We start from the raw sequence: 22,847 nt of genomic DNA, 5'->3' as shown, positions 1-22,847 counted from the left end.
GGCCGGGCCCGGCGGTGGGTCAGGTGTTCAGGTCGGCGCCCTTGCGGCCGCTGAGCGCGAGGCCGGTGCGCAGCGCGCCGGTCGCCTCCGACAGCGCCTCGCGGAACCGGGTGCCGACGCCGAGGAAGTTGATGTAGCCGTGGATGAGGTCGGCCTGCCTGCTCTTGACCACCGGCACGCCCGAGGCGGCGAGCCGGTCGGCGAAGGCCTCGCCCTCGTCGCGCAGCGGGTCGAACCCGGCGGTGGCGACGTAGGCGGGCGGCATCCCGCTGAGGTCCTCGGCCAGCAGCACCGAGAACCGGGGGTCGCTGCGCCGGTCCTGCTCGGGCATGTAGTGGTCCATGAACCAGTCCATCTGGTCGCTGGTCAGGAAGAACCCGTCGGCGAACAGGTCGCGCGAGCGGCGCCGGGTGGTGCCATCGGTGCCCGGGTAGAACAGAAGCTGGAACGCCGGGACCGGCCCGCCCGCGAGCACCTGCTGGTGGGAGACGACCGCGGCGAGGTTGCCGCCCGCGCTGTCCCCGCCGACGGCGATCAGGTCCGGGTTGACGCCCAGGTCGGCGGCCTGGGCCACCGCGTGGCGGAAGGCGCTCACGGCGTCGTCGACCGCGGCCGGGAAGGGGTGTTCCGGGGCCAGTCGGTAGTCGACGGAGAGCACCTTGACGTGGGCGTTGACCGCGATGAACCGGCAGGGGTTGTCGTGGCTGTCCAGCGAGCCGACGACCCACCCGCCGCCGTGGTAGAAGACCAGCAGCGGCGCGTCGTCGCCCACCCCGGCGGGTTCGTAGAGCCGGGCCGGGACGCCGCCGAGCACCAGGCCGCGCACGGTCACCGGCTCGATCGGCGGTCCGCTCACCAGGCGCTCCGACGCCTCCAGCTTGCGACGCGACGCCTCCGGGGTCTCATTCACCATCCCGGCGCCGGACAGCCGCTGCAGGGTGATCAGCAGTTGGGCGTCGAGGGCCAGTTCCTGCCCGTCGATGCGGATGGGTCTGCCCGCGATGGCCCGGCGCAGCGGCCTGGGCAGCGCGTACGCCAGCCTGGCGCCGAGTGCCTGTGCCCGCAGCGGAATTCGGTTCACCAGCGTTGACATCCAACCTCCTCGTTCAGCCCCTGCCCGCCACGTTACTCGCTGGTAACCAGGGGGGCGAGGGGTCGCCCGGAAAGCACGCGCGAGCGGCCCCCGGGGGAGGCCGCTCGCGCGTGGGGTGGAGCGGGTCAGGCCCGGGCGGCGAGCACCTCGGCGATCTCGTAGGTGTTCAGCGCCGCGCCCTTGCGCAGGTTGTCCCCGCACACGAAGAAGTCCAGCGTGTTCGGGAAGTCCAGCGCCTGGCGCACCCGGCCGACGTACGTCGGGTCGCCGCCGACGACGTCCGCCGGGGTCGGGAAGACGCCGTTGGCCGGGTCGTCCTGCAACACCAGCGTCGGCTGCTCGCCGAGGATGCGGTGCGCCTCGGCGACGGTGACCGGGGCGGCGAAGGTGGCGTGGACGGCCAACGAGTGCGTCGTCACCACCGGCACCCGCACGCAGGTCGCCGAGACGGCCAGGTCCGGGATGCCCAGGATCTTGCGGGACTCGTTGCGGACCTTCAACTCCTCGCTGGCCCAGCCGTCCTCCTTGAGCGAACCCGCCCACGGCACGACGTTGAAGGCCAGCGGGGCCGGGAACGGCGAGTCCGAAAGGGACAGACCGGCGGCGGCCAGCGCCTCGCGCACGTCACCGGCCCGGTCCCCCACGCCCTTGCCCGCGACCGCGTCGACCTCGGCGTGCAGCCGGTCGATGCCCTCCTGCCCGGCGCCCGAGGCCGCCTGGTAGGACGCGACGACCAACTGGCGCAGCCCGAACGCGCGGTGCAGCGCGCCCAGCGCCGCCATCATCGACAGCGTGGTGCAGTTCGGGTTCGAGATGATCCCGCGCGGGCGGTCGGCCACCTTGTCCGCGTTGACCTCGGGCACGACCAGCGGCACGTCGTCGTCCATCCGGAACGCGCCGGAGTTGTCCACCGCGACCGCGCCGCGCTCGGCGGCGATCGGCGCCCACCGCGCCGACACCTCGTCGGGCACGTCGAACATCGCCACGTCGACGCCGTCGAAGACCTCCGGCGCCAGCGCCAGCACGGTCAGCTCCTCGCCGCGCACCACGATCTTCTTGCCCGCCGACCGGGGTGAGGCGATCAGCCGCACCTCGCCCCACGGCCAGTTCTGCCTGCTGTTCATGATGTCGACCATCACGGTGCCCACGGCGCCGGTGGCGCCCACGAGGGCCAGGACCGGTGCCATCAGCGACCACTCCCGCCGTAGACGACCGCGGCCTCGTCGCCGCCGAGGTCGAAGGCCTCGTGGATGGCCCGGACCGCCTCGTCGAGCTGGGTGTCGCGGATGAGCACCGAGATCCGGATCTCCGAGGTGTTGATGATCTCGATGTTCACCCCGGCCTCGGCCAGCGCCTCGCAGAACTGGGCGGTGACGCCGGGGTGCGAGCGCATCCCGGCGCCGACCAGCGACACCTTGCCCACGTGGTCGTCGTAGAGGACCTGCGCGAAGCCCAGCTCCTCGCGCACCTTCTCCAGCGCCTCGACCGCGGTGGGGCCGTTGCTCTTGGAGAGGGTGAAGGTGATGTCGGTCTTGCCGGACACGGTGCTGGACACGTTCTGCAGCACCATGTCGATGTCGATCTCGGAGTCGGCCACCGTGCGGAAGATCCGCGCGGCCACGCCCGCGGTGTCGGGCACGCCGACCACGGTCACCTTCGCCTCGGACCGGTCGTGCGCGACGCCGGTGATCATCGCCTGTTCCACGGTCAAGTCCTCCATTGCCCCGGACACCGTGGTGCCGGGCCTGTCGCTGTAAGACGATCGGACATGGATCGGCACCCCGTAGCGGCGCGCGTACTCGACGCAGCGCAGCATGAGCACCTTGGCGCCGCTCGCCGCCATCTCCAGCATCTCCTCGTAGGTGACCTGGTCGAGGCGCTTGGCGTCCGGCACGATCCGCGGGTCGGCGGTGTAGACCCCGTCCACGTCGGTGTAGATCTCGCACACGTCGGCGTTGAGCGCCGCGGCGAGCGCGACCGCGGTGGTGTCCGACCCGCCGCGGCCCAGGGTGGTGATGTCCTTGGTGTCCTGGCTGACGCCCTGGAACCCGGCCACCAGCACGATGTGGCCCTCGTCCAGCGCGGCCCGGACCCGGCCGGGCGTCACGTCGATGATGCGCGCCTTGCCGTGCGCCGAGGTGGTGATCACCCCGGCCTGCGAGCCGGAGAACGAGCGCGCCTCGGCGCCGAGCGCGGCGATGGCCATGGCCACCAGCGAGTTGGAGATGCGCTCCCCCGCGGTCAGCAGCATGTCCATCTCCCGCTGCGGCGGGACCGGGTTGACCTGTTTGGCGAGGTCGAGCAACTCGTCGGTCGTGTCCCCCATCGCGGAGCAGACCACCACGACGTCGTTCCCCGCTTTGCGCGTGGCGACGATCCGCTCGGCGACCCGTTTGATCCGGTCGGCGTTCTCCAGCGAGGAACCGCCGTACTTCTGGACGACGAGCGCCACTGCGTGCAACCTCCTCAAGCCGCGAGCGGACGCGGCCGACAGCCCACGCCGCATGTCTCGCGTGAGCGTACCTGCGCGGTCGGCCCAGACCGGTGCTCCAGTGGCCGTCACCACTGCTCGTCGACACGGCCCGTCACCGGGTGGGCTGAACGGCGCGGCGCCGCCCGCCCGGCCCGGTATCGTCGCCTCCTACCGCGCGGCAGCGCAGGAGTACGGCGACCGAATGGGGAGGGTCGGGGTGTCCGCGACCGACGTGACCAGGTCCGCGCCCGACCGCGCGCCGGAGCAGCCGGTCGAGGTCCCCGACGCACCGGGGTCGCGCCGCGTCGACTGGGGCAGGCTCGTCCACCTGGTCCTGCCCGCCGTGGTGTACCTCGGCATCCGGCAGGTCAGCCTGCTGATGCTGACCTGGCTGTCCGACCACAAGGGCGTCCGCGCCTCCGACGTGCTGCGCTCCTGGGACGGCGACTGGTTCCTGGCGATCGCCGAGGGCGGCTACTCCGGGGTGCCGACCAAGCTGGTCGACGCCTACGGCAGGCACTCGATGGAGACGCCGCTGGCGTTCTTCCCCGGCTACCCCAAGGTGGTCGGCCTGCTGACCTGGCTGGGCTTCCAGCCGGTGGCCTCCGCGCTGGCGGTGAGCGTGGTCGCGGGCATCGCCTGTGCCTACGCCCTCACCCGACTGGGCGAACTCGTGCGCGGCGGGTCGCGGCGGGTCGGGCTGGTGCTGGTGGCGCTGTTCGCCGGGTCGCCGATGGCGATCTCGCTGTCGATGGCCTACTCGGAGGCGCTGTTCTGCGCCTTCGCCGCGTGGTCGCTGGTGTTCCTGGTGCAGCGGCGCTGGGTGTACGCGGGCCTGTGGTGCGCGCTGGCCGGGCTGGTCCGCACGACCGGGGCGGCGCTGGTGCTGGCCGTCGGGCTCGCCGCGCTGATCGCGGTGATCGGCCGCAAGCAGGGGTGGCGGCCGTGGGTGGGTGGGCTGCTCGCCCCGATCGGGTTGCTCGGGTACCTCGGCTGGGTGGCGGTGCGGACCGGGGAGTGGAACGGCTGGTTCGCCCTGCAGGAGCGCGGCTGGGACTCGCACTTCGACTGGGGCGCGGCCACCTGGCGGTTCACCGTGAACCGGCTCGCCGACGGGCGGTCGATCCTGGAGGTCGGCACGGTGGCGCTGATCGCGCTGTCGCTGGTGCTGGTCGGGGTGGCGGTGCGGCACCGGTTGGAGTGGCCGCTGTTCGCCTACGGCGTGGGCGTGCTGGTGATGGACCTGGGCGCGAACGGGATGATGGGTTCCAAGGCGCGGCTGATGGTCCCGGCGTTCACCCTGCTCATCCCGGTGGCGGTCGCCCTGGCCAAGCGCCGGACGTCCACCGTGCTGCTGGTGCTCGCCGGGTTCACCCTGGTGGGTTCCTGGTTCGGCGCCTACGCCCTGACAGCCTGGGGCTATGCCATCTGACCCGCAGCCATCCGACCTGCTGCCCTCCGACCCGCACCCGCTGATCCGCGACCGCTGGAGCCCGCGCGCCCTCGACCCCGCGGGCGTGGTCCCGGCCGCGGCGCTGACCAGGATGCTCACCGCCGCGCGCTGGGCGCCCTCCTACGGCAACACCCAGCCCGCCCGCTACCTCGTCGGTCCACGCGGGACGGACACCTTCGACCGGCTCCTGGCGCTGCTCGACCCGGGGAACCGGGCGTGGGCGGGCGGCGCGGGCGCGCTGCTGGTCGGCTGCGCGGAGACCGCCAACGCCAAGGGCGAGGTCCCCTACGCCGAGTACGGGCTCGGCCTGGCGACGGAGAACCTGGTGCTGCAGGCCGTGGCCGAGGGGCTGGTGGCGCACCAGATGGCCGGGTTCGACCGGGCGGCGGTGGCCGCCGGGTTCGGCCTGCCGGACTCGGTGCGCCCGCTGGTCGCCGTGGCGGTCGGGGTGCTCGGCCCGCCGGAGCTGCTGCCGGAGGACCGGCGGGCCAGGGAGACCGCACCGCGCGTTCGGCTCCCGCTGACAGAAACGGCCTTCACCGGGAGCTGGGGGACCCCGTACGACGCGGGGTGAATTGTCGCGGCGTGATGATTTCCCGGCCGCCTTTGTGGAGCCGACGTCTTCTCGGGCACCGACCAACCCCGGTATCGTCGTTATCCCGACTGTCGAGCCGTCGGATCGACCACCACCGGGGAGGGGCCGGTCTTGTCCGCCACCGAGCTGAGCGAGTCCGTGCGCGACGAGGCGGTCGGGACCCCACCGCGATTACCGGGGCCGGAGGTCGCGGACCGGGTCGGGAAGCTCCGCCGCGCCGTCCACCTGCTCCTGCCCGCCGTGGTCTACCTGGGCATCCAGCAGTTCGCCGTGCTGGTGCTGTCCTGGCTGGCGGGCAACAAGGGCGTCGAGCTGCGCGACGCGCTGAAGTCGTGGGACGGCTGGTGGTTCCTGGCGATCGCCGACGGCGGTTACGGCGGGGTGCCGACCATGATGGTCGACTCGTTCGGCCACCGCGACGCGACGACCCCGCTGGCGTTCTTCCCCGGCTACCCCAAGGTCGTGGGCCTGGTGTCCTCGATCGGCCTCGACCCCCTGACCGCGGGCCTGGTGGTCAGCGCCGCGTCCGGGGTGGCCTGCGCGTACGCGCTGGCCAGGATGGGCGAGCTGGTGCGCGGCGGGTCCCGGCGGGTCGGGCTGGTCCTGGTCGCCCTGTTCGCGGGCTCGCCGATGGCGATCTCGCTGTCGATGGTCTACTCCGAGGCGCTGTTCTGCGCGTTCGCGGCGTGGGCGCTGGTGTTCACCCTGCAACGGCAGTGGGTCCACGCCGGGGTGCTCTGCGCCTGCGCGGGCCTGGTGCGCACGACCGGGGCGGCGCTGGTGGCCGGGGTCGGGCTCGCCGTGCTGGTGGCGGTCGTGACGCGCAAGGACAGTTGGCGGCCGTGGCTGGGCGGGTTGATCGCCCCGCTCGGGCTGTTCGGCTACCTCGGGTACGTCGCCGTGCGGACCGGCGAACTCAACGGCTGGTTCGCCCTGCAGGAGCGCGGCTGGGACTCGGGCTTCGACTGGGGGGTGGCCACCGCGAACTGGGTGGTGGACCGGTTGTCCGACGGCCGGTCGATCCTCGACTTCGTGGAACTGCTGGTGCTGGCGGCCTCGCTGGTGCTGGCCGCGGTGGCGTTCCGGCGGCGGCTGGAGCTGCCGCTGGTGGTCTACGGGGTGCTGGTGCTGATCATGACGTTCGCCTCGAACGGGACCATGGCCTCGAAGATCCGGCTGATGGTGCCCGCCTTCACCCTGCTGATCCCGGTGGCGATCGGGTTGGCCAAGCGGCGCACGTCCACCGTCCTGCTGACGCTGACCGGGTTCGCCCTGGTGGGCTCGTGGTTCGGCGCCTACGCGCTCACGCTGTGGGGATATGCGATCTAGATCTAGCCGAGGCGGCGGATGAGCCGGACGACCACCGAGGTCACCACGAGCCAGAACACCGCCGCCAGGCCGTAGTTGACCAGCAGCCCCAGCTTGGCGTCCTCCGGGGTGAACAGCGTCTTGAACGCCAGCGACAGGGGTTCGGCCAGGCCGCGCACGAAGTTCGCGATGGGGTTGTCCGGGTTGGCATTGCCCATCACCAGCACCACGTGCAGCACGAGCACGAGCGCGATCAGCCTGCCGACCCACCCGGCGATCCCGGCGAGGAGACCCACCGCCTTGGCCCGCACCACGGCGGGCTCCCGACGGCGGGTCTCCTTGCCGGTCTCCTCGGCGCGCTCAGCCATGAGCGCAGTCTGGCACGCGGACCCGCGACCCGCCGCGACCCGGTCGAGGCGGCGCGCGGACCGGTCAGCGGAGCACGCGGGCGAGCAGACCGGCCACCACGAGCCAGAAGACCGCGGCCAGGCCGTAGTTCACGACCACGTTGGCGGTGTAGTTCTCGATCGGGAACAGCCCCGGGAAGAACAGGGCCAGGGGTTCGGCGATGGAGCTCATGAAGCGGACGAACGCGTTCGCCGTGTTCGCCCCGAGGACGATCAGGAGGATGTAGACGACCTCGATGATCGCGAAGAGGGCGCCGATCCCGGACACGATGCGGGCGGCGCTCCCACGGGTGCTGGTGCCGTGCCATCTGCGAGTAGCCATGTCCGGAAGATTCCCGAAACTGACCGGTCTCTAACTGCTCCGATCAGCCCAATGCGGACCCCCGCCCACCATGTGGACGGGTGGGTTGCCCGAAACCGGTGGCGCCTCGCTAGGGTGTGGGTGTGGCGCGTGCTCTCCTGCTTCTCCGCCGCGACGGGGTCTGACCCAGACCGGCTCCCCGTCGCGGAGGTCGGCGTTGCCGCCGGTCGCTCGACGACCCGTAAGCAGGAGACCCCCATCATGAGCAGTGTTCCCGAGAACATCGGCAACGCCCCCAGCCGCCTGCGCACCCCCGCGCGACCGGCACCGGAAACCCAGCCCGCGTGGAACCCGCAGCGCGGCAGCTCGATGCCCTTCCACCGCTACCGCCCGTTCCCCGAGCTGGTCGAGAAGGTCGACGTACCCGACCGCACCTGGCCCACCAAGCGCATCGAGCGCGCCCCGCTGTGGTGCGCGGTCGACCTGCGCGACGGCAACCAGGCGCTGATCGACCCGATGTCCCCGGCCCGCAAGCGGCGCATGTTCGACCTGCTGGTGCGCATGGGCTACAAGGAGATCGAGGTCGGCTTCCCGGCCGCCAGCCAGACCGACTTCGACTTCGTCCGGGAGATCATCACCGAGGGCGCGATCCCGGCGGACGTGCGCATCCAGGTGCTGACCCAGGCCCGCCCGGAGCTGATCGAGCGCACCTACGAGGCGCTGCAGGGTGTGCACAGCGCGATCGTGCACCTCTACAACTCCACCTCGATCCTGCAGCGCAAGGTCGTGTTCCGCTCCGACCGCGCGGGCATCAAGAAGATCGCCACCGACGGCGCCGAGTGCGTGCTGGCCTTCGCCGAGAAGTACCCGGACACCGACTTCCGCTTCGAGTACTCCCCCGAGTCCTACACCGGCACCGAGCTGTCCTACGCCGCCGAGGTGTGCAACGCGGTGGCCGCGGTGTGGCAGCCGACCCCGGACCGCCCGATGGTCGTCAACCTGCCCGCCACCGTGGAGATGGCCACCCCGAACGTCTACGCCGACTCCATCGAGTGGATGCACCGCAACCTGGACAACCGGGACTCGCTGGTCCTGAGCCTGCACCCGCACAACGACCGCGGCACCGGCGTCGCCGCGGCCGAGCTGGGCTACCTGGCCGGGGCGGACCGCATCGAGGGCTGCCTGTTCGGCAACGGCGAGCGCACCGGCAACGTCGACCTGGTCACCCTGGGGATGAACCTGTTCAGCCAGGGCATCGACCCGCAGATCGACTTCTCCGACATCGACGAGATCCGCCGCACGGTCGAGTACTGCAACCAACTGCCGGTCGCCGAGCGCCACCCGTGGGGCGGCGACCTGGTCTTCACCGCGTTCTCCGGCAGCCACCAGGACGCGATCAACAAGGGCTTCGACGCCCTGCGCGCCGACGCCGAGGCGGCGGGCACCCCGGTCGAGGACCACCCGTGGGAGGTCCCGTACCTGCCGATCGACCCCAAGGACGTGGGCCGCTCCTACGAGGCGGTCATCCGGGTCAACTCGCAGTCCGGCAAGGGCGGCGTCGCGTACGTGATGAAGACCGAGCACCAGCTCAAGCTGCCGCGCCGCCTGCAGATCGAGTTCTCCCAGGTCATCCAGGCGGTCACGGACTCCGAGGGTGGCGAGGTCGGCCCCAAGGAGATGTGGGACGTCTTCGCCACCGAGTACCTGGACCGGGTCAGCCCCCTGCGCCTGCGCCGCCACCGCGTCTCGGGCAACGAGGACGGCACCAACGAGATCCACGCCACAGTCGACGTCGAGGGCGACTCCCACGACGTCACCGGCAGCGGCAACGGCCCCATCGCCGCCTTCGTCGACGCCCTGGCCACGGTCGGCTACGACGTCCGAGTCCTGGACTACTCCGAGCACGCCCTCACCGCGGGCGACGACGCCCGCGCGGCGGCCTACGTGGAGTGCGCCATCGGCGACCGGGTCCTGTTCGGGGTGGCCGTGGACAGCTCGATCGTCTCCGCCTCGCTGCGGGCGGTCGTGTCCGCGGTGAATCGCGCCTTCCGCTGATCCGTCGGCCGGCCTCCGGGCAGTGCCCGGAGGCCGGTCGGGCAGGCGGTGCGAGACGGCTCGCGTGTGGTCAATTGGCCAAGCGTTCGACCTGTCGCATCCGCAGTTCCAGGCGGGAGGATTGGACGCTCCCGGAGACGGTGCGGGCTTGCTCCAGCGTCAGACGTGCCTCGTCGAGTTCGCCCGCGTTGGCTTGTGATTCAGCCAGCCATGTCATGTAGAGCGCCTTCTCTCGTACGTGATCGGGTGAGTAAGCCTCGATCGCGCCGAGGAGGAGTGGCTTGGCCGCGGAGGGCTGGCCGAGTTCGATCAGGCATCGCCCAGCCATGACGTCGATTTCGTGGCGATTCAGCCAGTAGACCCATTCTGGCTCGTCATCGTTGCGCGAGCGACGCTCCCACTCCTCATCCACCAGCCCGAGGGTTCGCAGTGCCGAAGTCTTGTCACGGGCACGCGCGTAGGACCACGCCAGCCGCTCCCGCAAGAGCGTTTTGACAGCCGGAGCGGCTTCTGACGCACCGGCTACGGCGCTTTGAGCGAGGAGTACGGCATCAGCCGGGTCTCCCACATTGGCCATCTGATAGGCCAGGCTGGAAAAAAGCTGTCCGACCAGAACCTGGTCGTCGGCTTCGCGAGCCGCCGCCACACCCGTCAAGTAGGTTGCCTGAGCCTCAGGGTATCGACCGGCGTCACTGGCGACCCAACCGGCCAACTGCGCCAACTCGCCAACAGCCACCAACAACCTGCGTCCGTTGACCTCGCTGAAACTGGCTTCTTTGGCGAGCATCTGCACTTCTTCGAATTCCCGTTGGACCACCGGGAAGAGATCGCGCCCGCCGACCAGGTCATCCAGGTGCCTGAGTTCCACGACACGATTCTCCAACGTGTCGACCAAAGACGACCCGATGCGGCGACCAGATCTGAGGTGTTCATGTACGGGCGTTTCCCTGACAAGCCACTCATGAGCCATGCGCAGAGGATCGAACGGTTTGCCGCAAAGGGTTTCGATTGAAAGTCCGAGAACTCTCGAATAAGCGATCACATGCTCGCCTTGGACGACTCGCCGTCCCGTTTCGATGTGGCCGAGGGTTGATTTGCTGAAGTGGGTCAGCCGCGACATGCCGTCCAGGCTCAGCCCCGCTGCCACACGCGCCGCTCGGAGTGTCGCACCCAGGTCGTTCACGCTGCACCTTCCTCCACCGTAGACGTGTGTAGACGGCTGGGTCGTTCCCATCCTCGCGCCGAGCCGTGAGAGTACCTGTGAGTGACGAGACAAGTGCCCAGCGTAGACGGGAGATCGGGACATGGCGTGCTGTCCGCTCGGTGATTTCCGAAGATCCGGAGTGCGCCGGTGAAGACGAGTACCGCCATTGGCGTATCGGTCACTTCCAGTGGTGACATCGGGAGTCGGGCGTGTTCGCGCGTGTTCGAGGGCGGCTACACCTTCCGGTTGGCCAAGGGGGACACCGGCATCGCGGTGTTCGTGGGGACGTGCGTGGAGCAGCGCCGTTTCCTGGTCATTCGGGAGACGAGATTTCCCACTCCTCCGGTGGAGGGACCACAACAGCCGCTCTGCGTGCTCCCGAAGCCTTTCGCCCTGGACTGGAGTGACCACGCGGGGTTGCGGGCCTACGCGCGGGTGTGCCTGGGACGGGTGCGGGACCGGCACCGGGGTTCGAAGAACAGGTAGATCGACACATCGGCAGTGGGGATCATGGGTATATACAAGGGATTCATCCGTGCGCGTCACAACATTCGGGCGAAAACCGCTCGATCGCTGCTGTTGTCGTCGGAGCTGGACGCGGTCCGGGTGGAGCGCGGTCTGACCACTCGGATGTTGGCCGACGCCATGAACATGTCACCGGCGATGGTGAACCGGATGATGACCGGTCGCCGGGTGCCGGACCCGGTGGAGATCGGAGGGCTGTGCGCCGTTCTGGACGTCCCGCCCGAGCGTCGTCTCCACCTCTACGGCTTGGCGCGGGAGAGCGAGAAGAAGGACTGGCTGATCCACACGACACCATCGGATTCCGACCCCAACGGCACCGTTCGCGCGCTGTGGTCGTTGGCGGACGCGATAGACACCTACGGTGTGACCGGTGGACCGCGCGTCCTGGGCAATGCCCACGTCTCACTTGGGACCACGCGGGCCAGGCACGTGGGGGATGCCGTGTGGACGCACTACCTGCCCACCCGCGCACTGGATCGGTCCGGGGGCGAACTCGACCCGCAGACGAAACGGTTGGTCCGACTGGCGCGGCCCGGCGGGGTTCGGGTCATCCCGGATGGTGTCGCCGCGCCGTTTCGGCACCCCGTCCAGGTGCTTCGCTTCCGCCACTTCGCACCGGTGGTGATCCTCGACCTCGACCACACCGTCGTCATCCTGGAGAACGAGCACGCCGAGCACTACGTCGCCCCGCTGCGCGCAGCCATGGGCTCGGCGTTGTCGGCAGATGTGTCGCAGGGGCTTGTCGCCCGGTTGTGGGGTGGTGGCGGGTGAACCTGGAGCCGTTGCGGGTGGCGCTGGAGGCCAGTTCGGGGTGGGTGATCACCTACGTGGACGGGAACATCGACGCGCGGCGCCGTGGCGGTCGGATGCTGGACGGCCTGGTCGCCTGGGCGGGCAGCGGGGCGGACCACGTGTTCGCGGCACGCTTCGACTCGCTGGAGAGACAGGCTTGGGTGAGGCTGCACCCGAGGCCGGTGGCAGCGCTGCGCGAACTCGACTCGCACCCCGCCGAGCTGCCCCGGACCTGGCTGCACCTGACCGAAACCGAGTTCATCGCCGTGATCGCGCTGATGGAGGAGCGGATCGGGAGTTGACCACTCCGCCTCAGCACACCGACCGGCTACCGGTGGTGGTCCCGGCTGAGGAACTGGCGCCAGCCGGTCGCCGTCCACGTCGCCACGAACAGGACCTGGGCGACGACGATCAGCAGCCACAGGTTGCCGGTGGCCAGGATCGCGAGGACCAGGCCGAGCAGGGCCACCCCGCAGACCCACCGGATGGCGAGCATCCCGACCTGGCCGCCGTCGCGCTCGAACGGGCGCGGGTCGCCGATCGACCCCGATTCGCGCAGCCGCGTGACTTCCAACGGTTCCTCGCCCCACTCGCCGGACCCCCGCCTGCCCGCCATCAGCGCCCCCTCGCCTCGACTGACTTGAGCGTAGCGCGTACCACCGACAAAAAGGGGCCCTGACGTGCGCGAAGGCCCCACCCGGAGTCGGGTGGGGCCTTCGAGCGGGGGGTCAGCTCGCGACGCCGGTCGGGTCGATCGTCAGCTTGTCGGTGTTCTCCGGGAAGTGGCAGGCGGCCCGGTGGCCGGGGGCCAGTTCGGCCAGCGGCGGCTGCACCGTCTTGCAGATCTCCTGCGCCTTCCAGCACCGGGTGTGGAACCGGCACCCCGACGGCGGGTTGATCGGGCTGGGCACGTCGCCCTGCAGGCGGATGCGCTCACGGTTGTTCTTGCGGTTGGTGTCCGGGATGGGGACCGCCGAGAGCAGTGCCACCGTGTACGGGTGCATGGGCCGCTCGTAGAGCGCGGTCCGGTCGGCGATCTCCATGATCTGGCCCAGGTACATGACCGCGACCCGGTCGGACACGTGCCGCACCACCGACAGGTCGTGGGCGATCATCACGTAGGTCAGGTCGAACTCGTTCTGCAGGTCCTCCAGCAGGTTCACCACCTGGGCCTGGATGGACACGTCCAGCGCCGACACCGGTTCGTCGGCGACGATCAGCTTCGGGCGCAGCGCCAGGGTGCGGGCGATCCCGATGCGCTGGCGCTGGCCGCCGGAGAACTCGTGCGGGTAGCGGTTGTAGTGCTCCGGGTTGAGGCCCACCAGTTCCAGGAGTTCCTGCACGGCCTTCTTGACGCCGCCGGGCGGGTCGACCTTCTGCAACCGGTACGGGGCGCCGACGATCGTGCCGACGGTGTGCCGGGGGTTCAGCGACGAGTACGGGTCCTGGAAGATCATCTGGATGTCGCGGCGCATCGGGCGCATGTCCGACATGGACAGGTGCGTGATGTCGCGGCCCTCCAGGGTGACCTTGCCGCCGGTGGGTTCCAGCAGGCGGGTCAGCAGGCGGCCGGTGGTGGTCTTGCCGCAGCCGGACTCGCCGACGATCGACAGGGTTTCCCCGCGCTTGACCGAGAACGTCAGCCCGTCCACGGCCTGCACCGCGCCGACCTTGCGGCGCAGCAGGCCGCGGCGGATCGGGAAGTGCATCTGCAGGTCCTCGGCGACCAGGAGGTCGTCCCGGTCCACCGCCGTTCCGGTGGGAGAAGAAGTCACAGCGTCCTCGTTCACAGCTTCGGCCTGATCTCGTTCTCCCAGATGCGGGTGCGCTCCTCGCCAGACAGGTGGCAGGCGATGAAGTGGCCGCCGCCGACGTCGCGGAACTCCGGGCGCTCGGTGGTGCTGAGGTCGCCGTTGAGCGCGTCGTAGGCGCACCGGGGGTTGAACGGGCAGCCCTGCGGCACGTTGATCAGGCTGGGCGGGGAGCCCGCGATCGGTTGCAGGCGCTCGGTGCGCTCGCGGTCGAGGCGGGGCATGGAACCGAGCAGGCCCCAGGTGTAGGGGTGCTGCGGGTTGGTGAAGATGTCCTCGGCGGTGCTGTACTCCACCGCCCGGCCCGCGTACATGACCATGATGTCGTCGGCCAGCTCGGCGACCACGCCGAGGTCGTGGGTGATGATCACGACGGCGGAGTTGAACTCGGCCTGCAGGTCCCGGATCAGGTCGAGGATCTGCGCCTGCACGGTCACGTCGAGCGCGGTGGTCGGCTCGTCGGCGATGAGCAGCTCGGGGTCGCAGGACAGCGCCATGGCGATCATCGCGCGCTGGCGCATCCCGCCGGAGAACTGGTGCGGGTAGTCGTCCACCCGCGACTTCGGGTTCGGGATGCCGACCCGCTCCAGCAGGTCGATGGCGTGCTTGCGGGCCACCTGCTTGGTGACCTTGTTGTGCACCCGGTACGCCTCGACGATCTGGCTGCCCACCGAGTAGAACGGGTGCATCGCCGACAGCGGGTCCTGGAAGATCATCGCCATCCGCTTGCCGCGCAACCGGCGCACGGCGTCGGGGTCGAGGCCCACCAGGTCCTGCCCGTCGAGCAGGATCTCACCGGTGATGTCCGCCGTGCCCCGCTTGTGCAGCCCCATCACCGACAGGCTGGTGACGCTCTTGCCGGAGCCGGACTCGCCGACGATGCCCAGGGTCTTGCCGCGCTCGACGCTGAACGACAGGTCGTCGACGGACTTGACCACGCCGTCGTCGGTGGGGAAGTGCACGCGCAGGTTGCGGACTTCCAGGAACGGGTTCTGTGCTCCCGTGCTGCTGCTCATGCGGTGCGCACCCTCGGGTCGACGACGGCGTAGAGGAGGTCGACGACCAGGTTGGCCAGCACGATGAAGAACGCCGCCATGATCGTCACCCCCATCACCTTGGGCAGGTCGTAGTTCTTGATCGCGTCGATGGCGTACTGGCCGAGCCCCTTGAGCGAGAACGCCGACTCGGTCAGCACGGCGCCGCCGAGCAGCAGGCCGATGTCCAGGCCGAAGATGGTGAGGATCGGGGTGAGCGCGCCGCGCAGGCCGTGCTTGACCACGACCCTGCGCTCGACCAGGCCCTTGGCGCGGGCGGTGCGGATGAAGTCCTCGTTCATCGTCTCCAGCATCCCGGCCCGGGTGAGCCGGGCGTACTGGGCGGAGAACTGGAAGGCGAGGGTGATCCATGGCAGCAGCAGCGCGTACGCCCAGTCGCCGATGTTCTCGGTGATCGGGGTGTAGGACCCGCCGGGGGCGGTCCAGCCGAGCTGGTAGCTGAAGAAGGCCAGCGAGATCAGGCCGGTGAAGAAGATCGGCAGCGAGACGCCCGCGAGGGCGACGCCCATCGACATGCGGTCGAGGACCGAACCCTTGCGCAGCGCCGATAGCGTGCCGACGGAGATGCCCGCGAGCAGCCACAGGACCGCCGCGCCGCTGGCCAGCGACAGGGTCACCGGGAGCCGGTCGAGCAGGTCCGGCAGCACCGGCTGGTTGGTGCGGAACGAGTAGCCCAGGCACGGGGCCGGGCAGTGGTCCACGGCCGGGCCGTAGTCGTAGTCGGCGCCGACGAAGATGCCCTTCAGCCAGTGGCCGTACTGCACCAGGATCGGGTCGTAGAAGCCGAGCCGCTCGGCGGTGAGCCGGACGGTCTCGGCGGTGGCCGCTCGACCGACGTAGCGCGACGCCAGGGTTTCCGGGGTGCCGCCACCGAGCTTCGGGATCACGAAGAAGATGGCGAACGTGATCATGCTGACGATGAACAGCAGCACGACCGCGGCGAACAGCCGCCTGATGATGTATGTGATCACAGTGGCCGGCACCGGCGGTGGGCCCGGGAGGTCGTCCCGGGCCCACCGCCTGCTGCCTTCACCTGCCTAACGTCGCTTCGACCGTCGGATGGGCTAGCTGGCGCCGAGGGCGAGGTAGTCGTACATGCCGTACGCCTCCGAGACGAAGACGTTCGTCAGGCCCTTGCCGCGGATGAGCAGGCTCTTCGCGTACACGCCCGGCAGGATCACGGCCTCTTCCATGACCCGCTTGTCGATGTCGCCCCACATCGCCTCGCGCTTGGTCGCGTCGGTCTCCGCGATGGCCGCGTCGAGCATGGTGTCGACCTCGGGGATGCGCACGGAGGTGTTCGACGAGCCGCCGGTCTCCCGGATGACCCGGCTGTCGACGATCTGCGACAGGAAGCCGAAGCCGTCGTTCCAGTCCGCGCCCCAGCCGTTGACGACCAGGCCGAGGTTGTTGGCCTTGACGAACGGCGGGTTGCCCGCGAACTGGGAGAAGTAGTCACCCTGCGGGAAGGCGCGGAGGGTCAGCTTGATGCCGACGCGGGCCAGCGACTGCTGCAGCGACTCGGCGGTGGCCTTCTCCTTGGGGCGCTCGGCCCGGTAGGCGATGTTCGTCTCGAAGCCGTTGGGCTGGCCGCAGGCGGTCAGCGCCTCCTTGGCCTTGTTCATGTCGCCCTTGCCGTCCGCACCGGCCGGGTACAGGTCGAACTTCTCCTGGCCGGGGATCAGCGGCGGCATGATGGTGGTGGCGATGTCGCCGCCGGAGAACGGGCCGCCGTAGGCGGTCTGGTAGCTGGTCTTGTCCGTGGCGTACTCGATCGCCTTGCGGCAGTCGATGTTGTCCAGCGGGGCGACCGTGGGGTTGATCGAGGTGTACCACAGGCGCGCGATCGTCGGGTTGTCCGCGTTCGCCTTGAGGCTCGGGTCGCCGAGGACGCGGCTCAGCGACGCGGGCTGCACGCCGGTGCCCGCGATGTCGATGTGCAGGTCACCGTTGATCAGCCGGTTGTCGATGTCGTCGGCGTTGACGTTCATCTCGACCTCGTAGCCGTCCGGCAGCGCCTTGCGGTTCGGGTCGGTGGCCTGGTCCCACTGGTCGTTGCGGACCAGGTTGAACTTCTTGTCGATCTCGTTCTTGTCGAACTTGTACGGGCCCGTGGAGAGCACGTGCTCCTTGTACTTGGCGCCGGTGTCCTTGGCCTTGGGCACCGGGGCGGTCTGCGGGAGCTGCGCCATGTAGTCGAAGCCGCCGAAGGCTTCCTTGAGGTGGAAGACGACGGTCTGGTCGTCCGGCGTGGTGATGGCCGAACTGGTGTCCATGTCCGGGGTCTTGTACGGACCCTTGTAGCCCTCGGGCAGGTTGAGGAAGCCCTCGAAGTAGGCCGGGCCGTTGGGGAAGGTCTCCTTGTCGGTGGACCGCAGGACCGCGTACGCGACGTCCTTGGCGGTCACCGGGGTGCCGTCCTCGTACTTGATGCCCGTGCGCAGCTTGTAGGTCCAGGTCTTGCCGCCGTCGCTGGGCTCACCGAGCTTCTCGGCGAGGTCCGGGACCAGCTCGTTGGACGCGCCGCCGGGGGCGGGCTTGAACATCACCAGCGACCGGCCGTAGAGGCGCAGGAAGTTCCAGGAGTAGCCGTAGTAGGTCTCGCCGGGGTCCAGGGAGTCCCAGGTGCCCGCGTTGGCGATCTTGATGACCCCACCCTTCTTCTCAGAGGGGTTGAGGGTTTTGTCGAGGGCGGCGTTGAAGCCGGACTCCCCCGAACCGCTGTTGCCACCGGTACTGCCGCCGCAGGCGGACAGTGCCATGGCAACAGCAGCGCCCGCGGCGACCGCGGTGACCAAGCGCTTGCTGTTCATCGTGCTGTTGCACCCTTCCTTCCAGGACACCGGTACTGCCATCACCTATCGGGCACGCGGGTCGAGCGCGTCGCGCAGGCCGTCGCCGAACAGGTTGAACGCGAGCACGGTCACGAAGATCGCCAGACCGGGCCAGAGCATGAAGTGCGGGATCGTGTAGTACGCCGCGGCTTCCGACAGCATCCCGCCCCAGGTCGCGGTGGGGGCGTTGATCCCGACACCGAGGAACGACAGCGCCGATTCGAACAGGATGTTCGTCGGGATCAGCAGCGTCGAGTAGACGAGGATGGGCGCCACCAGGTTGGGCAGCAGTTCCCGGAAGAGGATGTACGGGCCGCGCGCGCCCAGGCTGCGCGCCGCGTCGACGAACTCGCGTTCGCGCAGCGACAGCGTCTGGCCGCGCACGATCCGGCCCGCGTAGGGCCAGTTGAAGAAGCCGATCACGAAGATCAGCAGCGCGATCCGCAGCGCCTCGCCCTGCAGCCCGAACAGCTCGTCCGGCAGCACGCCGACCATGGCGATGGCGAAGACCAGCAGCGGGAAGGCCAGGAAGACGTCCATCGCCCGGCTGATCAGGGTGTCGACCCAGCCGCCGAAGTACCCGGCGGTGACGCCCATGACGGTGCCGATGAAGACCGAGAGCAGCGTGGCGAGGAACGCGATGAGCAGCGAGATCCAGGCGCCGGAGAGGACCCGGGCGGCGATGTCGCGGCCGTTCTTGGGCTCCACGCCGAAGATGTGGTCGGCGCTCATGCCGCCGAAGGCGCCCTTGGGGGCGAGCGTGCCGAACTCGGTGTCGACCAGGTCCTCGTGGAACGTGTTGGGGTGCACCACGTCGAAGACCCGGTCGAGCAGCAGCCCGGCGACGGCCATCAGCACCAGCAGGACCACGAACACGCCCGCGGCCATCGCGACCTTGTCGCGCTTGAGCCGCAGCCAGGCGATCTGGCCGAGCGAGCGGCCCTGGATCGCCTTGGCGGGCATGCCCGCGAGTGCGGCCTCCGGGTCGGCCTCGGCGGCCGAGCCGGAGACGTCGGGCGGTGCCGTCATGCCGTGAACCGCCCTGGCGCCTGCGCGTGCGGTCGTGCTCCGCCGGGTGTGGCGGTCGTCCGACCGGCTCGCGCGGATCGCTGGTAAGCCATCCCGCACTCCTCGTCTCCGCGGCGGTCCGTCTTCCGGAACGCGCCGTGTGGTGGCCGACCATAGCCGTTTTGTCGGAGAACTCTTAACTACGGGAGGTCACGATCCGAACAACTGGCATACACAGAATCACCGCTGAGCAACTGTTTTGACACTGTCAGTCACTTTTAGCGGGGATTTGTTCGGTGAGCGGACACCATGGGTACGCTGTTCGGTCAGCGTTGAACACGGGTGGACGCACGGTCACCAGTGCCGTCCACAGCGAACCACCCCTCCTCGAAGAGCTGCCAGCGGCGGAACAGGGGTTCGCTGGGGTGCCCGTCGCGCGCCACCGCGCGCGCCAGCCGCACCGCGGGATCGGGCACCTCGCACCAGAACAGGTGCGACAGCAGGGGCACCGCCGAGCGCCTGCCGGAGGAGACGCCTTCGACGAGCAGCACGTCGGGGGGTTCGATGTGGACCGTTGCGCCCAACCGGGGCTCGCCGGCGGACCAGTCCATTCGGCGGTAAGCACCCGGGCGGCCCTGCGCCAAGCGGTCCAACACCCCGTGGGCCAACCGCGGCCACCAACCGACCGGGTCGTCCCAGGTGGCGAAGTCGTCGGTCGGCACCAGCGCGACGCGCGCCCCGCGCCCGCGCAGCGCGGCCACCAGGTCCCCCGAGAAGGTGGTCTTGCCGGACCCGGACGGGCCGTCGACGGCCACCAGCCGCACCGCGCCCAGCCGGGGCGCGGCAGCCAGCACCGCCGCCGCGGCCGGGTCCACCGCAGCCGGGTCCACCGCGGCCGGGCTCACACCGTGCGGCGACCGGACAGGGCTCGGCCCAGCGTCAACTCGTCGGCGAACTCCAGGTCGCCGCCCATCGGCAGACCGGAGGCCAGCCGGGTGACGGTGAGCCCGGGGAAGTCGCGCAGCATCCGCACCAGGTAGGTGGCGGTGGCCTCGCCCTCGGTGTTCGGGTCCATCGCCAGGATCACCTCGGTGATCTCCTGCGACCCGATCCGCGACAGCAACTGCCGGATGCGCAACTGCTCGGGCCCGATGCCGGACAACGGGTCGAGCGCGCCGCCGAGCACGTGGTAGCGGCCCTTGAACTCGCGGGTCCGCTCGATGGCCAGGACGTCCTTGGGCTCCTCGACCACGCACACCGCCGACGGGTCGCGCCGGGCGTCCCGGCAGATGCGGCAGGTGCTCTCCTCGGAGACGTTGCCGCAGACGTCGCAGAAGACCACGCCCTCCTTGACCTTCTGCAGGGCCTCCTGCAACCGGGTCACATCGGCGGGTTCGGCGCCGAGCAGGTGGAACGCGATCCGCTGGGCGCTCTTGGGCCCGACACCGGGCAACCTGCCCAGCTCGTCGATCAGGTCCTGGACCGGGCCCTCGTACACCCAGCCCTCACATGCCGGGCAGGCCGAGGCCGCCCAGTCCCAGACCGCTGGTCAGCTCGGCGCGCTTGGCGTCGGCGTGCTCCTGCACCTGCCCGGACGCGTCGCGGACCGCGGCGACGATGAGGTCGGCCAGCAGCTCGGCCTCCTCCGGGTCGACCACCTCGGGCTTGAGCACGAGGGCCTTCAGCTCGCCGGACCCGGCGACCGTGGCCACCACGGCCCCGCCGCCGGAGGTGCCGGTGAACTCGGCCTCCTCGATCTCGCGCTGGGTGGTCTCGGCCTGCTCCTGGAGCTTGCCGAGCTGCGCGAGCATGGCCTGCATGTCGGGTGCGCCGCCTCCGGGAAACACCGGGGCCCCTCTCGTCGGGGATCGTGGTCGCCCCCAGTCTAGGCGGACCCCCCGCGTGGCATGGTGGGCGGCGTGCCGCGTCGACCCCCGCTGCGAAGCCTCGCCCTGACCTGCTCCGTCGTCCTGGCCACCGCGGCCTGCGGCGGCGCACCCGCGGCCCCCGCGACGACCAGCGCGGTGTCGACCACGGCGAGTTCCGCTCCGCCCACCACTCCGCCGACCACCACCCCACCACCGAGCACGACACCCGCGACGACGACCACCCCGCCCGCGGCACCGACGACCACCACCACCGAGCCAGCCGTACCCGCCGGTCGCGTGGTCGTCCTGGACCCCGGGCACAACGGCGGCAACGCGGCGCACCCCGAGGAGATCAACAAGCCGGTGCCCGCCGGTCGCGGCCAGGTCAAGGCGTGCAACACCACCGGGACGGCCACCGGCGCGGGCTACCCCGAACACGCCTTCACCTGGGACCTCGCCCAGCGCGTCCGCACCCTGCTCACCGCCCGGGGCGTCCGGATCGTCCTGACCCGCCCCGACGACACCGGGGTCGGCCCCTGCGTCGACCGCCGCGCGGCCATCGGCAACGGGGCCGCCGCCGACGCGGTCGTGTCCCTGCACGCCGACGGCTCGACCGCCGCGGGCGCCCGCGGCTTCCACATCGCCCACTCGTCCCCGCCGCTCAACGCCGCGCAGGGCGCGCCGTCGCTGGAACTGGCGGGCGACCTGCGGGACGCGCTGGTCGGCGCGGGCTTCCCCACCTCCACCTACATCGGCACCGCCGGACTGTCCCCTCGGAACGATCTGGCCGGGCTCAACCTGGCCACCCGCCCCAGCGCCCTGGTCGAGTGCGGCAACATGCGCGACGCGGCCGAGGCCGCCACCCTGTCGAGCCCGGACGGGCGGCAGCGCTACGCCGAAGGGATAGCAAACGGCATCCTCGGATTCCTCGGCTGAGCACCCTGTGACAGGCTTGGATCATGTCCGGGATGCGGGTGCTCGACGTCGACGAGCGGGGACGGTTGCTCACCGCGGCAACCGAAGGAGACCAGTCGCGGCTGGTCGAGACCGACGCCAAGGGGAACAGCCGCGAACTCGCCGTGGTGGGTGACCTCACCCTGGCCAGGTACCTCCCCGAGGAGCGCACGGTGGTCGTCCAACACGGAACCCCCGCGCGCCTGTCCCTCCTGCGCGCCAACGGGAAGATGTCACCGCTGCTGGGCTCACCGGACCACGACACCGAACTGCTGGGCGTGCTCCCCGGCCGGATCGTCTACCGCGCCAACCGCCGCCACCGCCTGCTCTACACGGTGGTGATCAGGAACGTCCTGGTGGGCGAGGAGCAGGCGGTCTACGACCGGGGCGGTTCGGTCCTGGAGGCCGCGGTCAGCGCCAACAGCCGCCACATCGCCATCCGGATGCCCCGCAAGCTCGTCCTGGTCGACACCATGCCGCTCACCGAGGACGACCACGTCCGGCTGATCTCCCCCGAACCGGTGGACGCGGGCCACCGGACCCTGGCCTGGCTGCCCGACTCCCAGCGCCTCCTCGCCACCGAGTACGGCCCGGAGTCGGCCGCGGTGACCCGCTGGAACGTCACCGACCCGGAGTGGTCCACGCTGGTCCCCGACCTGCCGCTGTCGGCCACGGCGCACCTCGCCCCCGACGGCAGGCGCTTCGCGGTGGCACTGCCGGACGGGATCTCGTTGCACGAGACCGAGACCGGTCGCTACCTGCGCTCCGCGGCCGTGCCCGCGCCGACCGACGTCCGCTGGACGCCTGACTCGCTGCGGTTGGTGGTCACCGGGGCCGGTGGGATCTCGTGGGTGGAAGCGGAGTCGGGCGCGGTCAAGGCCGCTTAGGGCTTGGCCTGCTGCGCCCGAGCGGTCGGCTTTTCAAGCTCGGGCCTTTGCGGGGCCTGTCCTGCGAAGCCCGGTCGTTTGCTGTGGTGTCCGGCTGGGTGGGTGTGCTCGGCTTTCGAGCGCCGGTCGTTTGCTGTGGTGCCCGACTGGGTGGGTGTGCTCGGCTTTCGAGCGCCGGGGGTTTGTGGGTGTGCCCGGGTGGGTGGATGTGTTTGGCCGGGGCC

24 protein-coding genes are annotated in these 22,847 nt (G+C 70.3%); 8 read left to right on the top strand and 16 right to left on the bottom strand.

The features are described 5' to 3' along the window. Window positions 1-19: 19 nt before the first annotated feature. From UO65_RS07585 to UO65_RS07575, 3 genes are all read right to left on the bottom strand, one after another. Complete coding sequence (locus tag UO65_RS07585; RefSeq protein WP_035280018.1) at window positions 20-1,093, bottom strand: alpha/beta hydrolase; 1,074 nt, start codon at window positions 1,091-1,093, stop codon at window positions 20-22. A gap of 125 nt (window positions 1,094-1,218) precedes the next feature. Beyond that, complete coding sequence (locus UO65_RS07580) at window positions 1,219-2,280, bottom strand: aspartate-semialdehyde dehydrogenase (RefSeq protein ID WP_035280017.1); 1,062 nt, start codon at window positions 2,278-2,280, stop codon at window positions 1,219-1,221. Next, complete coding sequence (locus UO65_RS07575) at window positions 2,280-3,545, bottom strand: aspartate kinase (RefSeq protein ID WP_035280016.1); 1,266 nt, start codon at window positions 3,543-3,545, stop codon at window positions 2,280-2,282. The genes UO65_RS07580 and UO65_RS07575 overlap by 1 nt, the downstream gene beginning before the upstream one ends. A 238-nt stretch (window positions 3,546-3,783) precedes the next feature. Here UO65_RS07575 and UO65_RS07570 point away from each other — a divergent pair, with 238 nt between their 5' ends. The 3 genes from UO65_RS07570 (at window position 3,784) to UO65_RS07560 (ending at window position 6,943) form a co-directional block, all read left to right on the top strand. Beyond that, entirely contained in the window at window positions 3,784-4,998 is a 1,215-nt protein-coding gene (locus UO65_RS07570; protein WP_200873328.1) for a glycosyltransferase family protein, read from the top strand. After that, window positions 4,988-5,593: a nitroreductase family protein gene (locus UO65_RS07565; RefSeq protein WP_052020875.1), complete on the top strand. Its 606-nt coding sequence runs from the start codon at window positions 4,988-4,990 to the stop codon at window positions 5,591-5,593. The genes UO65_RS07570 and UO65_RS07565 overlap by 11 nt, the downstream gene beginning before the upstream one ends. Window positions 5,594-5,725: 132 nt before the next feature. Beyond that, window positions 5,726-6,943 carry a glycosyltransferase family protein gene (locus UO65_RS07560; protein ID WP_233427469.1) on the top strand — a complete coding sequence of 406 codons (1,218 nt, stop codon included), beginning with the start codon at window positions 5,726-5,728 and terminating at the stop codon, window positions 6,941-6,943. Between the two features lie 2 nt (window positions 6,944-6,945). Here the strand turns inward: UO65_RS07560 and UO65_RS07555 are convergent, their stop codons facing one another. Continuing rightward, window positions 6,946-7,290, bottom strand: a complete 345-nt coding sequence (locus UO65_RS07555; RefSeq protein ID WP_035280015.1) for a YggT family protein — start codon at window positions 7,288-7,290, stop codon at window positions 6,946-6,948. A 64-nt stretch (window positions 7,291-7,354) separates the two neighbouring features. After that, window positions 7,355-7,651: a hypothetical protein gene (locus UO65_RS07550; RefSeq protein WP_052020874.1), complete on the bottom strand. Its 297-nt coding sequence runs from the start codon at window positions 7,649-7,651 to the stop codon at window positions 7,355-7,357. 240 nt (window positions 7,652-7,891) lie between these two features. Between UO65_RS07550 and leuA the strand changes: the two genes are divergently transcribed. Next, window positions 7,892-9,685, top strand: a complete 1,794-nt coding sequence (gene leuA, locus UO65_RS07545) for a 2-isopropylmalate synthase (RefSeq protein WP_052020873.1) — start codon at window positions 7,892-7,894, stop codon at window positions 9,683-9,685. Between the two features lie 70 nt (window positions 9,686-9,755). On the opposite strand, the gene UO65_RS07540 is transcribed toward leuA, so the two are convergent. Next, on the bottom strand, window positions 9,756-10,868 hold the full coding sequence (locus UO65_RS07540; RefSeq protein WP_233427468.1) for a helix-turn-helix domain-containing protein: 1,113 nt from the start codon (window positions 10,866-10,868) through the stop codon (window positions 9,756-9,758). A gap of 531 nt (window positions 10,869-11,399) precedes the next feature. On the opposite strand from UO65_RS07540, the gene UO65_RS07530 reads away from it, so the two are divergent. Further along, the gene (locus tag UO65_RS07530) at window positions 11,400-12,185 is read left to right on the top strand and encodes a helix-turn-helix domain-containing protein (RefSeq protein ID WP_233427472.1); all 786 of its coding nucleotides are present in this window, start codon (window positions 11,400-11,402) and stop codon (window positions 12,183-12,185) included. Continuing rightward, window positions 12,182-12,508, top strand: a complete 327-nt coding sequence (locus UO65_RS07525) for a hypothetical protein (protein ID WP_035280012.1) — start codon at window positions 12,182-12,184, stop codon at window positions 12,506-12,508. Before UO65_RS07530 ends, UO65_RS07525 begins: the two co-directional genes overlap by 4 nt. A gap of 26 nt (window positions 12,509-12,534) precedes the next feature. Here UO65_RS07525 and UO65_RS07520 read toward each other — a convergent pair whose 3' ends face one another. The 10 genes from UO65_RS07520 to UO65_RS37940 all read right to left on the bottom strand — a co-directional run bounded on the left by UO65_RS07520 (window position 12,535) and on the right by UO65_RS37940 (window position 21,054). Continuing rightward, entirely contained in the window at window positions 12,535-12,822 is a 288-nt protein-coding gene (locus UO65_RS07520) for a hypothetical protein (RefSeq protein WP_035280011.1), read from the bottom strand. Window positions 12,823-12,934: 112 nt separating this feature from the next. Continuing rightward, a complete protein-coding gene (locus UO65_RS07515; RefSeq protein ID WP_233427471.1) occupies window positions 12,935-13,915 on the bottom strand; it encodes an ABC transporter ATP-binding protein in 981 nt (326 codons plus the stop codon). A 77-nt stretch (window positions 13,916-13,992) separates the two neighbouring features. Further along, on the bottom strand, window positions 13,993-15,033 hold the full coding sequence (locus UO65_RS07510; RefSeq protein WP_035280009.1) for an ABC transporter ATP-binding protein: 1,041 nt from the start codon (window positions 15,031-15,033) through the stop codon (window positions 13,993-13,995). Continuing rightward, window positions 15,030-16,043, bottom strand: coding sequence for an ABC transporter permease (locus UO65_RS07505; protein ID WP_035280008.1), 1,014 nt, complete (start codon window positions 16,041-16,043; stop codon window positions 15,030-15,032). The genes UO65_RS07510 and UO65_RS07505 overlap by 4 nt, the downstream gene beginning before the upstream one ends. A 93-nt stretch (window positions 16,044-16,136) precedes the next feature. Next, window positions 16,137-17,885 (bottom strand): ABC transporter substrate-binding protein, encoded by a 1,749-nt coding sequence (locus tag UO65_RS07500; protein ID WP_035280007.1) that lies wholly within the window; start codon window positions 17,883-17,885, stop codon window positions 16,137-16,139. A 45-nt stretch (window positions 17,886-17,930) separates the two neighbouring features. Further along, window positions 17,931-18,935 (bottom strand): ABC transporter permease, encoded by a 1,005-nt coding sequence (locus UO65_RS07495; RefSeq protein WP_035280006.1) that lies wholly within the window; start codon window positions 18,933-18,935, stop codon window positions 17,931-17,933. A 305-nt stretch (window positions 18,936-19,240) separates the two neighbouring features. Further along, complete coding sequence (locus UO65_RS07490; protein WP_035280019.1) at window positions 19,241-19,738, bottom strand: hypothetical protein; 498 nt, start codon at window positions 19,736-19,738, stop codon at window positions 19,241-19,243. A gap of 77 nt (window positions 19,739-19,815) precedes the next feature. Next, a complete protein-coding gene (gene recR, locus UO65_RS07485) occupies window positions 19,816-20,412 on the bottom strand; it encodes a recombination mediator RecR (protein ID WP_035280004.1) in 597 nt (198 codons plus the stop codon). 7 nt (window positions 20,413-20,419) lie between these two features. After that, window positions 20,420-20,734 carry a YbaB/EbfC family nucleoid-associated protein gene (locus tag UO65_RS07480; RefSeq protein ID WP_035280003.1) on the bottom strand — a complete coding sequence of 105 codons (315 nt, stop codon included), beginning with the start codon at window positions 20,732-20,734 and terminating at the stop codon, window positions 20,420-20,422. Window positions 20,735-20,799: 65 nt separating this feature from the next. Next, the gene (locus UO65_RS37940) at window positions 20,800-21,054 is read right to left on the bottom strand and encodes a hypothetical protein (RefSeq protein ID WP_035280002.1); all 255 of its coding nucleotides are present in this window, start codon (window positions 21,052-21,054) and stop codon (window positions 20,800-20,802) included. Between the two features lie 25 nt (window positions 21,055-21,079). Here UO65_RS37940 and UO65_RS07470 point away from each other — a divergent pair, with 25 nt between their 5' ends. Both UO65_RS07470 and UO65_RS07465 read left to right on the top strand, forming a co-directional pair. Beyond that, entirely contained in the window at window positions 21,080-21,718 is a 639-nt protein-coding gene (locus UO65_RS07470) for an N-acetylmuramoyl-L-alanine amidase (RefSeq protein WP_035280001.1), read from the top strand. 23 nt (window positions 21,719-21,741) lie between these two features. Further along, the gene (locus tag UO65_RS07465) at window positions 21,742-22,623 is read left to right on the top strand and encodes a WD40 repeat domain-containing protein (RefSeq protein ID WP_152552008.1); all 882 of its coding nucleotides are present in this window, start codon (window positions 21,742-21,744) and stop codon (window positions 22,621-22,623) included. Window positions 22,624-22,847 lie beyond the last annotated feature (224 nt).

This window comes from Actinokineospora spheciospongiae, assembly GCF_000564855.1.
Taxonomy (GTDB): domain Bacteria; phylum Actinomycetota; class Actinomycetes; order Mycobacteriales; family Pseudonocardiaceae; genus Actinokineospora; species Actinokineospora spheciospongiae.
Note: the sequence above shows the minus strand (reverse complement) of the source record. Positions and strands in the feature narration are given on the sequence as shown.